The following is a 13,843-nucleotide window of genomic DNA, read 5'->3' as shown; positions in this document are numbered from 1 at the left end:
GCAGCCGCATTTTCTCCATCTTTGCTCGCACCCGCCGGCAAGTAAGGACTTCGTTACGAAGCGCTTATTTTAAACCAGGAAAAGGATGATCGCAAAATAAACGACCATTGCTGCCAGGCCGAGCGGGAATGCAAAGCGCGCATATTCAATGCTTGAGATTTTTAATTTTCCCGCGGCAATGATATTCGGAATATTCCCCGGCACGAGCATTCCGCCGCTAATCAGCAGGCCCATCAAAATATCTTGAATCGCCTTATCACCCATCGCCGGGCTGATTTCAGCTGCGGCAAGGGTGGCGTTATCCAAAACAGCAGAAACCATATTGATCCAATACAGGACAAGCGGGCTGAGATCCAGCAAATAGGCTTCAATAAACGGTTCAAATCCTGCCCCGAGCAAAGTGAGCGCCATGACAAACAAGTAAATCTTGGAACTGCGGATGACAATTTCCTTGTATGATTCTGAAGCCGGTTCAGTTTTTAGCCCTTCATCTTCCTTCGCGGCTATGCCCGGTTCTTTTCCTGCCGCGGTTTCCATGGCGCTTGCATACTGCCCCGGTTTGACGATCAAAGCAGCCAGTACGCCGAAAAGAATGACAGCCGGAATCACTGAAGTACCGGTAAGTCTCAGCAAGTAAAAAAAGTCCGCATCCAGTTTGCTCACGACAATGGTGGAAAGCGGCTCCCCGATCGGCGTGAGCACAGCTCCAAGGCCAATGGCGAAACAGGCGAGGACAACCAAACGGACTTCCGTCTTCCGGTCAAGCCGCAAAAAACGAATGACCGCGACAAGAACGATGGCGGCAACAATGGCGGTGATGACGCTCGACAGCAAACCGAGTATGATGACAAAGAGCGCAATAAACAAACGAAACGGCATCGCATGGCTGATCCAACTGATTCCTTTTTCGATCGGTTTCTCAAACCAGCGGAACAAAAGCCCCATCGCAAGCACAGCAATCGTAATGTTGAGCGGGTGCAGTAGCGCTTCCTGCACAAGATGCCAGGAAAATGACCGGCTGACAATACAAGCTGCCACGCCCATTACAAACAAAAAAACTTCCAGATTCCTTTCCACTATTTTTGTAAACGGCAGGCACAGCACCAATAACAAAATAACCGACAATCCCATTACCATCAAACCACTCCCTTTCTTTTCTCTCGGAAAGCAAAAAAGCCTGCCACCGCGGGACATACGTATCCCTTGGTGACAGTCTCCTCCTTTAAGACAATCTATTCCATTGTCAAAACCATTCGCGTTTCACGGTAATGCTCTATCTATGATAACATCTATCCCGCATTGGCGCAATGGTGTACATTCCATCAATTGCAAAAAAATTTGATCTTCTTTTATCTTAACGGATTGATGATACGAATGATTCATTTCCCAATCATTAGGGTTTGCTGAACGAATCCGATTTGCCAGCAAGCTTTGCCTCAATATTTAAAATCAGGCATCTGCGAAAATGCATGGTGATGCTGAATCAGCTTTCAAGTGCCTGCTTGTTTTTGTTCCACCGGCGCCGGTTCTTTCATAAAGAATACGGCTACGGCCATGGGGCATAAAAGTAAAATAGCCCCCGCTAAAACAGGATAGCTTAAATCGATATTCCCTAAAACTTGTGCACCAACATATCCCGCTAATAAGGTGAAAGTTGTCCCGAATACTTGGTTATTAGAAAATACTTTTTCAAACGGATAATCCTATTCTTCCTCACGAATGCTATCTATCATCCATGAATCCACTGTGCCCGATCTTAAAGATTCGCCAAGCAAGGTAAAAATCGCACTTAGAATAAGAAAAACCATATTTCCCCAATCAAAAAACAGCAGGAACAGGCCAATACTCCTGATCACGCAACTGCTAATCAGCGTTTTTTTCCTTCCAAAAGTATCCGCAATCACGCTGGACGGGATTTCCGTAATAAAACCAACAATCCAAAAAATGGATAAAAACAGATTAATATCAGCATAACTATCATGAATGGACTTCATATATAAATATAACGTCCCGCCAAACACCATAATCCCCATGTTATACAAAATATTGAACGCATAATAGGTGTTTTTAATTCTTTGAATCCTATTCAAGTTTCATTCACCACTCCCAGGATATCCAGTATCATATGAGAAACCGCCGATGCCCGCTATGATTGCTTGCCCGTATGCAATCTTCTCCACAACGAGTGCCGCGGTTAAAACAAACATTGTTAATCCATTTGGACATGTCCATTCTGTTATCAGCAAATTTCAAATCATTTTTAAAAGCAAACTGATCTGATATATTATTGCATACAGAGTACGGATTAGGTGTCTCCATTCAAAAAAATGAAACAAAAAAGCCGTTATTTTGATCGACCAAAATAACGGCTTATTTATTTTCTATATGTCGTTTTATACCGGCTGCCATTTGCGCAAGAACAGGGTATTGCCCACAACTGACACAGAACTGAAGGCCATGGCTGCTCCGGCCAGAATCGGATTTAACAACCCGAATGCTGCAACCGGGATCAGAACCACATTGTAAGCAAAAGCCCAGAACAGGTTCTGGCGGATTTTCCGCATCGTTGCTTTCGACAAGCGGATTGTGTTGACAATCCCCATTAGGTCGCCGCGCATTAAAGTAATATCAGCGGCCTCCATCGCAACATCTGTCCCGGTTCCAATCGCAATCCCGACATCGGCTGCAGCAAGAGCTGGGGCATCATTGATCCCGTCGCCGACCATTGCCGTAATGTTGCCGGCACGCTTCAATTTTTCCACTTCTTTGGATTTATCTTCCGGTAGCACTTCCGCAAGCACATGGTCTACGCCGACCTGCCGGGCAATCGCTTCGGCAGTGCGGCGGTTATCGCCTGTCATCATGACCGTTTCAATGCCCATTTCTTTCAACATGCGGATGGCTTTTGCCGATGTTTCTTTCACCGTGTCCGCAACAGCAATCAGTCCGGAAAGCGCGCCATCCATTGCAACCAGCATGGCCGTTTTGCCGTCTTCCTCAAGTTTTTCCATTTGGTTGATCACATCGTCGATCCGGATATGCGCATCCTGCATCATTTTTTTATTCCCGATCAAAACTTCTCTTTCCTCTATTTTAACCCGGATACCATGGCCCGGGACTGCTTCGAATTCCTTAACATTTGGCAGTTGCAAGCCTTTTTCAGCTGCTTTTTTTACAATGGCTGCACCAAGCGGGTGTTCCGATCCTTTTTCGGCTGCGGCGGAAATGGCAAGCAAATCATCCTCTAAAAAACCGCCGTATGGAATGAGATCTGTTACTTCCGGCTCTCCTTTTGTAATCGTGCCGGTTTTATCGAGTACAACAGTCGTAATGCGATGGGCGCTTTGCAAATGCTCCGCGCTTTTGATCAGCACGCCGTTTTCAGCACCGAGGCCGGTTCCCACCATGACTGCTGTCGGGGTAGCAAGCCCGAGGGCGCAAGGGCAGGCGATGACGAGCACAGCAACCATGCTGACCATCGCAGGGGTGAATCCGGCCGCAAAATACGTTACCGCAAATGTCACCAGTGCAATCAATATGACAATCGGTACGAAAATACCCGAAATCTGGTCAGCCAGATGCTGGATCGGCGCTTTCGAACCTTGCGCCTCTTCCACGAGTTTAATGATCTGGCTGAGCGCCGTATCTTTCCCGACTTTTGTGGCTTTAAAACGGAACGAACCGGTTTTATTCAATGTCGCACCGATGACGGCATCGCCCGCTTTTTTTGAAACGGGCATGCTTTCGCCGGTCAGCATGGACTCATCGACAGAAGAAGCCCCTTCTGTGATGACGCCGTCAACCGGAATTTTTTCCCCGGCGCGGACAAGAAGTATATCGCCGGGGACGACTTCTTCAACCGGTACTTCAATTTCTTTTCCGCCCCGGTTGACTCGAGCCGTTTTTGCCTGCAGGCCCATCAGTTTTTTCATCGCTTCTGATGTTTGGCCTTTTGCCCTCGTTTCCATCAGTTTGCCAAGAACGATCAGCGTCATCACAATGGCGGATGCCTCAAAGTAAAGCATGCGCCCGGAACCGAGGATGGTGAGGACAAGGCTGTATAAATAGGCCGTGGATGTCCCAAGCACAACCAAAACGGCCATATTGGCACTCCCGCCCCGGATTGCATGGTAAGCATCTCGGTAGTAATGGCCGCCGACAAAAATTTGCACGATTGTAGCAAGCAAAAGCTGCAGCCATGGATTCATATGGAATGAAAAACCGCCGCCGTAATGCATAGCGATATCCGAAATCATTTGCAACAGGAAAAAGACGGAGATGACAGCACCAACTGCAAATTTTATTTTTTGCTTTTTATGTGCTTTCTCACGCATCTTCTTTTCATAGTCCGGATCGAGTTCGCCTTTTACTTTTGCGTCATAGCCGGCCTTTTTTACAGCGGCAATCATTTGTTCAGCGCTTGCCTGCCCCGGCAGGTATGTAACACTTGCCGTTTCCGTTGCCAGGTTGACGGCGGCGCGAACAACACCGGGGGTTTTTTTCAGCGCCCGCTCCACGCGGTTGGCGCATGCCGCACATGTCATGCCCATAATATTGAGCTGCGCTTTTTCTTCTAATACACCATAACCCGTTTTCTCCACTTTTTCGATCAAATTTTCGACGGTCGCCTGTTTCGGATCGTATTGAACGGCGGCTTTCTCTGTCGCCAGGTTGACATTTACCTTTTTGACGCCTTCCACTTTCGATAAATTCTTTTCAATCCGGTTGGCGCATGCTGCACACGTCATGCCGGTAATGCCAAGCGTGACGCTTTCGGCCTTTTTTTCCTGTAGTGATGCGGCCATATCCATTCCTCCTGACGCCTTTTATACCCTCTATAGGTATATTTTTTTGAAAAAAGAGAGCGTGCCCGAAAGCACAGCCCGTTTTGCCCGGATTTACGCTACTTCATAGCCTTGGTCTTCAATGGCTTCTTTTACTTTATCAAGCGTCACTTCATTCGGATCAAATTCAACATCCACTTTTCCTTCTGCCAAATGAACGTCTACATTTTTCACGCCTGACAATTCGCCGACGCTTCCTTTAACCGCTTTGACACAATGTTCGCAAGACATGCCTTGTACATTTAAGGTTACTTTTTCCATGATCAACTCGCTCCTTTATTTTCTCATTGTTTTTTGTATGGTCACTAAAAATTCATCCAGCACATCGAGATCCCCTTCTTGAATCCGTTCCAGGACACAATTTTTCAAATGGCCCTCAAGCAGGATCTTCGACACGCCGTTTAAGGCAGATTGGATGGCAGCGATTTGGGTAATGACATCGTCGCAATAGGTATCTTTTTCGATGAGGCCTTTGACCCCTCTTACCTGCCCTTCAATACGGTTCAACCTGCTGACCAGGTTCTTTTTCACTTTTTCCGAATGGTGGCTTTTCCGTTCACTGTGGGCGGGGCAAACGGGAGCTTCATCCCGGGCATCCATCATGATATCCAATTCCTCCATCTCCTTGCCTCCTTCGCAATTTCAATATACCATCCCCCTGTATACTATGTCAACATAGATGCTCCATTTTGAACATTATTTCAGCATGCCTGGAGCGTACGTCCATTCATTTGGCAAAAGGCCCTGGAATTTTGATACCTGTTGAAATAGGCGCACTTGTTTTAAACCACTTTGGAAAAAACAAAGCTCGTTTTAGAATGTGCAAATAACTGCAATTCATCAATGAATTGCTCTGCGTCTTCAAATGAGTGGAAGCGGGCTTTTAACATAAAGCATGCTTCACCAGCAATACGATAACAAAAATCAACATTCGAATACTGGCATATTTGCTTTTTAAAATCGTCATAACGATTATTTTTAATTGTCGCTTCAATGATGGCTTCTATCGGGTATCCCAGTTTTTTTTGGTTCAGTTCAATGGTATAGCGTTTAATGATATCCTGTTCTTCTAATTGTCGTACCCGCTCTCTCACAGCCGGGGCTGATAGATGAATACGCCTGCTTAGCTCGCTCATTGATAACCGGCTATCTTCTTTCAATTCATGTATAATTTGTTCATCAATGAAATCCATTTCTTCAAATTCCTTTCCAATTTGAAATTCAAATCAATCAAATGCCTTTTAATCGGTATGTAAAAGCCGCACGCTTTATTTTACACTATTTTTGGGAGGGATGAGCATGACACTGATACCATTACATGAAAGAGGAAATACGCCATTTCAACAATTGCTGGGATATAATGCGTCCATTCTGAAATACTGGAACAAACTCAGTGATGAATTTGAAAAGGATGGCCGGTTATCAGCGAAGTTAAAAGAAGAAGTCCGGCGTACACTTGCACAAAAAAATGGCTGCCTGTATTGTAAGGCAAAAGGCAAACCGAACCCCGTTGATTACGATGAAAAAACAGCGGTATGTACCGGATTTGCTGAAGCTTTTCTTGCGGGCAAAGGGCAAACATCTCCAAATGTAACAGCGGTTTTAAAGGAGTATTTAACAGATGCGGAGATCAGTGAGCTGATTGCTTTCATTTGCTTCACAACAGCATCACAATATTTTGGCGCCCTCATGCAACTGGGGGAGCAACAAAGATAAGTGAAACTTCCATCAGTGGTGTTTATCCACTGATGGAAACCAATGGAGATGGTTTGATGCCTATTTCTCTCCTCTGCAGAAAGTCCCCTTTTTTTGGAAGAAAGCTAGAAGTGAAACCAAATTGTTATTGCAATATAAAAGTATTTGATGTTATAATACTCTAAATTCTTTAAATCAATAAAGAAAATAGAAATATAGAATAAGAAAGGGATTTTGATATGGCATTATCTTTGGAAGTCGAAAAAATCGATGCATTGGTCGAACAAGTCAAGGAAGATGTAATCCATTGGCGGAGGCATTTGCACCAAAACCCGGAGCTTTCTTTCCAGGAAGTCGAAACATCGCAATTTATATATGATACGCTTGCATCTTTCGGGGGTTTGGTGTTGTCCCGCCCGACAAAAACGAGTGTGGTAGCCCGGCTGAAAGGAGCAAAGCCCGGCCGTGTTTTAGCCATTCGCGCCGATATGGACGCGCTCCCCATTCAAGAAGAAAATGCATTTGATTTCGTCTCAAAGCATGATGGTGTGATGCATGCTTGCGGCCATGACGGGCATACCGCGATGCTGCTTGGGGCCGCGAAAATTCTGGCCGGCTTAAAAGACCAAATCGCCGGTGAAATCCGTTTTCTGTTTCAACATGCCGAAGAACAATTGCCAGGCGGTGCCGAAGAAATGGTCCAAGCCGGTGTCATGGACGGCGTGGACCAGGTGATTGGCGCTCATTTATGGTCACCGCTTGAAGCTGGAAAAATCGAGTTGGTGTCAGGACCGATGATGGCGGCACCAGATGCTTTCTACATCACGATTAACGGAAAAGGCGGACACGGGGCACAGCCGCATTTAGCAATAGACAGCATTGCAATTGGCGCACAAGTTGTAACAAACCTTCAACATATTGTTTCAAGAAATATTGATCCCTTAGATCCCGTTGTTCTTTCCGTGACCCAGTTTATAGCCGGTACTGCGCATAACGTCATTCCCGGTTCGGTTTTCATCAGCGGCACCGTCCGGACGTTTAAGCCGGCGTTGCAGGAAGAAGTGATCCGGCTGATGGAACGCGTCGTGAAAGGCGTAACAGAAGCGCACGGGGCGACTTATGATTTTCAATACGTGAAAGGTTATCGTCCCGTTATTAACGATCCGGAAGTCACGGCAAAGCTGCGTGAAGTACTGGTTGAGACGTTTGGTGAAGATGCCATTCAAGACGGCGTTCCAACCATGGGCGGGGAAGATTTTTCCGGATTCCAGCAAAAGGCACCCGGCACATTCTTTTTTATTGGAGCCGGAAATGCGGACAAAGGCATCGTTTATCCCCACCATCACGCCCGCTTTACTGTGGATGAGGATGTATTGCCTTACGGGGTGAAAGCGTTCGTCGCCGCCAGCCTGACGTTAACTGCCTGAAAAGGATCAGCCGCTTTCTTCAGGTTGGCCTTTTACACTAAAAAAAGTGAGGTTTTCAAATGAAATTCGTCCTGGCATCACTCCCATTTCTTGCTTTAATCATTGGCATGTTTTTTGCAAACCGTACCAATCCGATGATTCTCGGAATGCCTTTTATCATGTTCTGGACCGTGTTGTGGGTTGTTTTATCGACGGTTGTAATGTTCATTATCTATAAAACCGATCCGAAAAACCAAAGGGGGGATGCCGAATGAACAGCGCACTTCTTGTTATCCTCATCTTTTTGCTGGTGTCACTCTATCTCGGCATCCGGGCGCGCCGGGGCAAGCAAATGAACCTTGAACAGTGGGCAACCGGCGGCAGAAGTTTTGGAACATTGTTTGTATTCTTGCTAAGCGCCGGTGAAATTTACACGACTTTCACTTTTCTCGGCGGCAGCGGATGGGCTTACGGCAAAGGGGGCCCGACGCTTTATATACTCTGGTACGGTTCATTGGCCTATGTTCTTTCCTATTGGCTGCTTCCGGCCATTTGGCGTTATGCAAAAGAACATAAGCTGTTGTCCCAATCCGACTTTTTCGCGAAAAAATATAATAGCCCCGCTCTCGGTGTCCTTGTTTCGATTATCGGCATTATTGCAATGATCCCGTACCTTGTTTTGCAGTTAAAAGGGCTCGGCAGTATCGTCAGCATTGCTTCTTACGGCTCGATTTCTTCCGGCGTCGCCATTTGGATCGGCGTGATCGCGGTAACCATTTACACCACGATTTCAGGCGTGCACGGAACAGCCTGGACGTCCGTCATGAAAGATGCGTTGGTTTTGGCCGTCGTCGTTTTTCTCGGAATTTATCTCCCTGTTCATTATTTTGGCGGCTTTTCAGATATGTTTCATGCCATTGACCAGGCAAAACCCGGCTTTCTTGCGCTCCCGCACCAAGGGATGAGTGTATATTGGTTCATTTCGACCGTTTTGCTGACGGCACTCGGTTTTTACACGTGGCCGCATTCTTTTGCCGCCTCCTTTACAGCGAAAAATGAAAAAACGTTCCGCCGCAATGCGGTGATTTTTCCGCTGTATCAGTTGATCCTGTTGTTCGTATTCTTTGCCGGTTTTGCGGCGATTCTGACTGTAAAGCCGGCACTTGAAGGAGCAGCAACCGATAATGCGCTGCTCGTTCTTTCTATTGAAAGCTTCCCGCACTGGTTTGTCGGCGTCATCGGCGCTGCCGGTCTGTTATGTGCACTGGTACCGGGGTCGCTGCTGTTGATGAGCGCATCAACGATGATTTCGAAAAACTTATTTAAAGTATTTAAACCGAACGCAAATGAAACACAAGTGGCCAATGTTGCCAAATACTTGGTTCCGGTCGTATCTTTAATTGCCCTCTACTTCACATTTAACGGCGGGCAAACCATTGTTGCCCTGCTGTTGATGGGGTACAACATGGTTACGCAATTTTTCCCGGCGATCGTATTTAGCTTTATGAAAAATAACCCGATTTCAAAAGCAGGAGCATTTGCCGGAATTGTTGCGGGCGAACTTGTCGTTTCCTATGTGACGATCACGAATCAGACGGTTGCGACGCTGTTGCCGTTTATGCCGCAAGCAGTCAAAGACTTAAATACCGGGATCATCGCCATGGTTTTGAACCTGATTGTAACCTTTGCCGTGAGTGCTTTTACAAGAGACAGACAAAAAAGCGTTGAAATGGCTGCGTAAACTATTTCCCAAAAAGGAGCCGTGCATGCACGGCTCCTTTTTTAACAAGCTTTCCAGGGATCCAAAAAAATTTTAAAAAAGGTATTGCTTTTTTCAACCGGGCATTATATAATAAATTTGTCGCTGATGAGGCGAACAAAAACAAAACAATGCGGATGTGGCGGAATCGGCAGACGCGCTAGATTCAGGTTCTAGTGGTGGAAACACCGTATGGGTTCAAGTCCCTTCATCCGCATCACAAAAAGCAAGGATTTCAGTTTATGGCTGGGATCCTTGCTTTTTTATTTTGATATTAAATTTCCTGCCGCATGTTCTGGAGACCAAGAAATATAAAACAAATACATCGAATTATTTTCTGCCGGCCATCCATTTCATGATATGAGAGCGCCATGAGAAAAATTGGTTTTCACCTTTATTTAAACCGGCGATCCAATTTTTATTTTCTTCCGTTTGCTTAAGCTTAAACACATCATTCCCGTTTTATTGATTTTGCTAAAAGCCGGTTTCCTTTTTGATAAGGGAACCGGCTTTGTGTCAGGCCATTTTCCGGCAAGCTTCCGCACAGCGCAAGCATGCTTCGGCGCATTTTTGGCAATGGTCATGGCTGTATTTCCTGCATTCCTCCCCACATGCTTCGCAAATTTCCGCACACAAATTGCAAATTTGCTTCACAAACGGGCTGTTGCTTTGCATCGCTTGCAATGCCAAAGCACAAATATTTGCGCATTCTCTGTCCATGCGGATACAGCCAGCCATCATTTTCACATTGTCTTCCTTTAAACAGACACTGTAACACTGATTACAGGCTTCCATACACTCCTGGCAGGCTTTGATGCATTCTTCATAGGACTTGTCCATTTATTTCCACCTCCAAATTGTCTTCCCTTATTTTTGCCCGTTCTGTTAAACATTCAAACTGCATCATTTCTGCACATTTTCTTATTTTAGGATCCAATTTTCATCTTCTGCCGTTTGCTTAAACGCAAACACATCCGGATTTTCAGCTAAGCCGGTCCCTTTTGATAAGGGAACCGGCTTTGTGTCAGGCCATTTTCCGGCAAGCTTCCACACAGCGCAGGCATGCTTCGGCGCATTTTTGGCAATGGTCATGGCTGTATTTCCTGCATTCCTCGCTTAACTAAAAAGGCAGGATCATTTTTCTCCTGCCACTTTATCTTCATGATGTTTTCTTCTGATCATATTTATCAAATGCATCCAGCCTTTTTTTCAATCTTTGATTTTCCTCTTCCAACTTCTGAATCCTCTTATGCATCCCATGGCTATGTTCCAGATGGGCTTTTTTTCCGTGCCCGCCTCCATGGCCATGTCCCCCTAACATCATGAAGATCATCATGAGCGGGCATGCAAGAAACAGCAAAGCATTTAACCATTCCATTTGTACTTCCCCCTTCTTTGCATCAATCGTAAAATTTTCTTGTGCAGAAAATGTGGAGATTTTCGAGGAACGCCCCCTCTTCACGCTTTGTTCACAACCCCTTATATCTTTTATAAAAGCACACGAATATGCATACTTTCTTCAAATTTATGATTTATACTATCTTTGATCATTTTTTGCAGACGGCAAATTATAAAGTTACAGGAGATGAAAAGCATGAGCAAAAGATTGGCAGGATTGGCAGCCATTTTGAGTTGCATACTCATTCTTGCAAGCTGCCAAAGCAAAATCAGCCAGGGGAAAGATGCCAGCCCTAACAAAGACCCCGGGCTGAGCGAAAAACAAGTGGAAGCCAAAATCAACGTCCAGCAAAACGGCAAAAATAATCTCTATGCTGTCAACTTAGTATCCGGAAAGCTCGGCACAAAAACAACCGGAAAAGTACTGACGGATACAGACTGCACTGCGGACATCAAAGGCGTGAGCCGCTGTAAATCGAAAATCAAGTTGGCGGATGGAAGCGTGATGAAGGTGATTACGCCACATAATATGAAATATTACCGGTGCTATAATATTGGGGAAAAAGTGACTGTCATACCGGGAAAAGACGGGCAAACCTATGTCCGGGTCAACACATCCTCAAAAGCAAGTTAATTTTTTGCAGAGAATTCCAAACGGGCGGGGGTGACGAAGCTGAAGCATTTAAATCATATTTCTTTTAAAATTGGCTTGATTTTCTTTGTGATTATGATTGATTTGGAAGGATTCGTGATTTACTTTTTGCACCAAAATATAGTCAAAGAGCGTGTAAAAGATGAATTCAATTCGCTTTTAGTGAGAAGCAACAGCCACCGGGATGTGCTGGAACAATACAATGACCCGGATTCCATCCACCGTGTTGCTGTAATGGAATCCAAATCCGATCTCATCGTGATTGTATTAAATGGCAATAAAAAATCCATCATTGCTTCACGCCCGCTCGACCGGGGAATGCGAAACATCATTTCAAAGCCCGTTGGCAAAATCACACACAAGGGAAAAATCATAGAAAAGCATTGGGAAGATGAAAAGTACATTGCATCCGTCAGCCCGTTTAAAAACGGCTATGTCTACATGTTTAAGGATACAAAACAAGTTCAGCAGCTGATCTCACAAATGAACCACCACTTCTGGATCGCCGGCCTTCTCGCATTCGGCATTACGCTGATTTTGATCATCCTTTTATCCCGCATTCTGGCGAGGCCGCTGATTAATATGAAAGTAGCGACAAAGAAAATTGCGAAAGGTGACTTATCTGTTGAAATCCCGGTTTACAGTAAAGATGAACTCGGACAGCTTGCTGAATCGATCCGCACGTTGGCCCGCGAATGGAACCATCTTCGCGAGGAAAGAAGCGAATTTTTGGCTTCCATTTCTCATGAACTCCGCACGCCATTAACTTACATCAAAGGTTATGCAGATATTGCGCGGAAAAACAACTGTGCGGATAACGAAACCTATTTAAATATTATTTATGAAGAAGCCGCGAAATTGTCAGATATGATTCAAAATCTGTTTGATTTGGCGAAAATGGACCGGAATTCATTTCAAATCCAAAAGCAAAACTTCCCGCTGTTTCAAATGCTAAAGCAAATTGAACATAAATTAAGCCCGGCTTTCCAAAACAAAAGGATCATCCTGACAGTGAAGTGTCATCCTTCCATCCAGCTGATTGCAGACCCGGTCCGTTTTGAACAAGTCGTCATCAACCTGCTGGATAACGCTTATAAATATTCAGAGCCACATACGAATATCTTTCTTACCGTAAAAAAAGCAGATGGAGCATGGAAACTCATTGTGCAGGATCATGGAAAAGGGATACCCGAAGAGGATCTTCCCTATATTTTTGAAAGATTTTACCGGGTTGATAAGTCCAGATCAAGGTCTTTCGGCGGTACGGGGTTAGGCCTTGCGATTGTAAAAGAAATTGTAGAGGCTCACAATTGGCATATTCACGCTGACAGCCGGGAAGGTATTGGGACCACTATGGAAATCCGGTTTCAAGGAGGAGATATCATTGAAGAAGCTGCTGCTCGTAGATGATGAAGAAAGGATGCTGGATTTGCTTGCGTTGTATTTGGAACCGGCAGGATATGCCTGCGACAAGGTAACACGGGGACCGGAGGCAATCAGGTATATTCAGGAGGAAACTTACGATCTTATTCTTCTGGATATCATGATGCCGGAAACGGACGGCTGGGAAGTTTGCAGACAGATCCGGAAAATGAGCCAGGTGCCGGTGATCATGCTAACGGCGCGTACAGATAAACCGGATGTTGTCAAAGGGCTGAAAATCGGTGCTGATGATTATATATCCAAACCTTTTGACGAAAAAGAACTTCTCGCCAGAATTGATGCAGTCTTACGGCGTTCCAACCAAAATCAGAATGAAACCATTGAAAAAAACGGATTAAAATGGGATCCGGTATCTTTTCAAGTATTCTACCAGAATCAGCCTGTCAGCGTGACACCGAAAGAGTTTGCGATGCTTGGGCTGTTTCTGCAGCATCCGAATCAGGTTTTCTCCCGCGAGCAATTATTAACTTCTATCTGGGGATATGAAGTGGAAACAGAAGACCGGACCATTGACTCTCATATCCGCAATGTACGGGATAAATTAAGAAATGCGGGATTCCCGGTTGACAGCCATTTGCAGACGGTTTGGGGCGTTGGATATAAGTGGGTATGGTGAAAAATGAAATTTAACGTTGAACACGGCAAA

Annotated in this window: 15 protein-coding genes and 1 tRNA gene; 8 read left to right on the top strand and 8 right to left on the bottom strand. The window is 45.3% G+C overall.

Annotated elements, in window-relative coordinates; genetic code table 11:
* Window positions 1–69: 69 nt before the first annotated feature.
* The 6 genes from ABR335_RS05825 to ABR335_RS05800 form a co-directional block, all read right to left on the bottom strand.
* Window positions 70–1,137 (bottom strand): DUF1646 family protein, encoded by a 1,068-nt coding sequence (locus ABR335_RS05825; protein ID WP_350346661.1) that lies wholly within the window; start codon window positions 1,135–1,137, stop codon window positions 70–72.
* A 566-nt stretch (window positions 1,138–1,703) separates the two neighbouring features.
* Window positions 1,704–2,090, bottom strand: coding sequence for an MFS transporter (locus tag ABR335_RS05820; RefSeq protein ID WP_061565795.1), 387 nt, complete (start codon window positions 2,088–2,090; stop codon window positions 1,704–1,706).
* Window positions 2,091–2,393: 303 nt separating this feature from the next.
* Complete coding sequence (locus ABR335_RS05815) at window positions 2,394–4,805, bottom strand: heavy metal translocating P-type ATPase (RefSeq protein ID WP_350346660.1); 2,412 nt, start codon at window positions 4,803–4,805, stop codon at window positions 2,394–2,396.
* A gap of 93 nt (window positions 4,806–4,898) precedes the next feature.
* On the bottom strand, window positions 4,899–5,105 hold the full coding sequence (gene copZ / locus ABR335_RS05810) for a copper chaperone CopZ (RefSeq protein ID WP_013860051.1): 207 nt from the start codon (window positions 5,103–5,105) through the stop codon (window positions 4,899–4,901).
* 15 nt (window positions 5,106–5,120) lie between these two features.
* The gene (locus ABR335_RS05805) at window positions 5,121–5,465 is read right to left on the bottom strand and encodes a metal-sensitive transcriptional regulator (protein WP_013860052.1); all 345 of its coding nucleotides are present in this window, start codon (window positions 5,463–5,465) and stop codon (window positions 5,121–5,123) included.
* A 161-nt stretch (window positions 5,466–5,626) separates the two neighbouring features.
* On the bottom strand, window positions 5,627–6,037 hold the full coding sequence (locus tag ABR335_RS05800) for an Lrp/AsnC family transcriptional regulator (protein WP_061087297.1): 411 nt from the start codon (window positions 6,035–6,037) through the stop codon (window positions 5,627–5,629).
* A gap of 106 nt (window positions 6,038–6,143) precedes the next feature.
* Here ABR335_RS05800 and ABR335_RS05795 point away from each other — a divergent pair, with 106 nt between their 5' ends.
* The 5 genes from ABR335_RS05795 (at window position 6,144) to ABR335_RS05775 (ending at window position 9,921) form a co-directional block, all read left to right on the top strand.
* Complete coding sequence (locus tag ABR335_RS05795) at window positions 6,144–6,560, top strand: carboxymuconolactone decarboxylase family protein (RefSeq protein ID WP_014097622.1); 417 nt, start codon at window positions 6,144–6,146, stop codon at window positions 6,558–6,560.
* Window positions 6,561–6,778: 218 nt separating this feature from the next.
* Window positions 6,779–7,966, top strand: a complete 1,188-nt coding sequence (locus tag ABR335_RS05790) for a M20 family metallopeptidase (RefSeq protein WP_019720163.1) — start codon at window positions 6,779–6,781, stop codon at window positions 7,964–7,966.
* Between the two features lie 59 nt (window positions 7,967–8,025).
* A complete protein-coding gene (locus tag ABR335_RS05785; RefSeq protein WP_013860056.1) occupies window positions 8,026–8,220 on the top strand; it encodes a DUF3311 domain-containing protein in 195 nt (64 codons plus the stop codon).
* Window positions 8,217–9,686, top strand: coding sequence for a sodium:solute symporter family protein (locus ABR335_RS05780; protein ID WP_350346659.1), 1,470 nt, complete (start codon window positions 8,217–8,219; stop codon window positions 9,684–9,686). Before ABR335_RS05785 ends, ABR335_RS05780 begins: the two co-directional genes overlap by 4 nt.
* A 151-nt stretch (window positions 9,687–9,837) precedes the next feature.
* Window positions 9,838–9,921 (top strand) — tRNA-Leu (locus ABR335_RS05775).
* A 299-nt stretch (window positions 9,922–10,220) separates the two neighbouring features.
* Here the strand turns inward: ABR335_RS05775 and ABR335_RS05770 are convergent.
* Both ABR335_RS05770 and ABR335_RS05760 read right to left on the bottom strand, forming a co-directional pair.
* A complete protein-coding gene (locus ABR335_RS05770) occupies window positions 10,221–10,544 on the bottom strand; it encodes a four-helix bundle copper-binding protein (RefSeq protein ID WP_276210419.1) in 324 nt (107 codons plus the stop codon).
* Window positions 10,545–10,863: 319 nt separating this feature from the next.
* Complete coding sequence (locus ABR335_RS05760; RefSeq protein ID WP_013860060.1) at window positions 10,864–11,082, bottom strand: DUF2933 domain-containing protein; 219 nt, start codon at window positions 11,080–11,082, stop codon at window positions 10,864–10,866.
* Window positions 11,083–11,298: 216 nt separating this feature from the next.
* Between ABR335_RS05760 and ABR335_RS05755 the strand changes: the two genes are divergently transcribed.
* The 3 genes from ABR335_RS05755 to ABR335_RS05745 are packed head-to-tail and all read left to right on the top strand — an operon-like array spanning window position 11,299 to window position 13,813.
* A complete protein-coding gene (locus tag ABR335_RS05755; protein WP_350346658.1) occupies window positions 11,299–11,736 on the top strand; it encodes a hypothetical protein in 438 nt (145 codons plus the stop codon).
* A 30-nt stretch (window positions 11,737–11,766) separates the two neighbouring features.
* On the top strand, window positions 11,767–13,164 hold the full coding sequence (locus tag ABR335_RS05750; RefSeq protein WP_014097616.1) for a sensor histidine kinase: 1,398 nt from the start codon (window positions 11,767–11,769) through the stop codon (window positions 13,162–13,164).
* Window positions 13,139–13,813, top strand: coding sequence for a response regulator transcription factor (locus ABR335_RS05745; protein WP_013860064.1), 675 nt, complete (start codon window positions 13,139–13,141; stop codon window positions 13,811–13,813). Before ABR335_RS05750 ends, ABR335_RS05745 begins: the two co-directional genes overlap by 26 nt.
* The last annotated feature ends 30 nt before the right edge of the window (window positions 13,814–13,843 follow it).

Source organism: Heyndrickxia faecalis (genome assembly GCF_040267745.1).
Lineage (GTDB): Bacteria > Bacillota > Bacilli > Bacillales > Bacillaceae_C > Weizmannia > Weizmannia faecalis.
The sequence above is the reverse complement of the archived record's forward strand: the minus strand, read 5'-3'. Positions and strand labels throughout refer to the sequence as shown.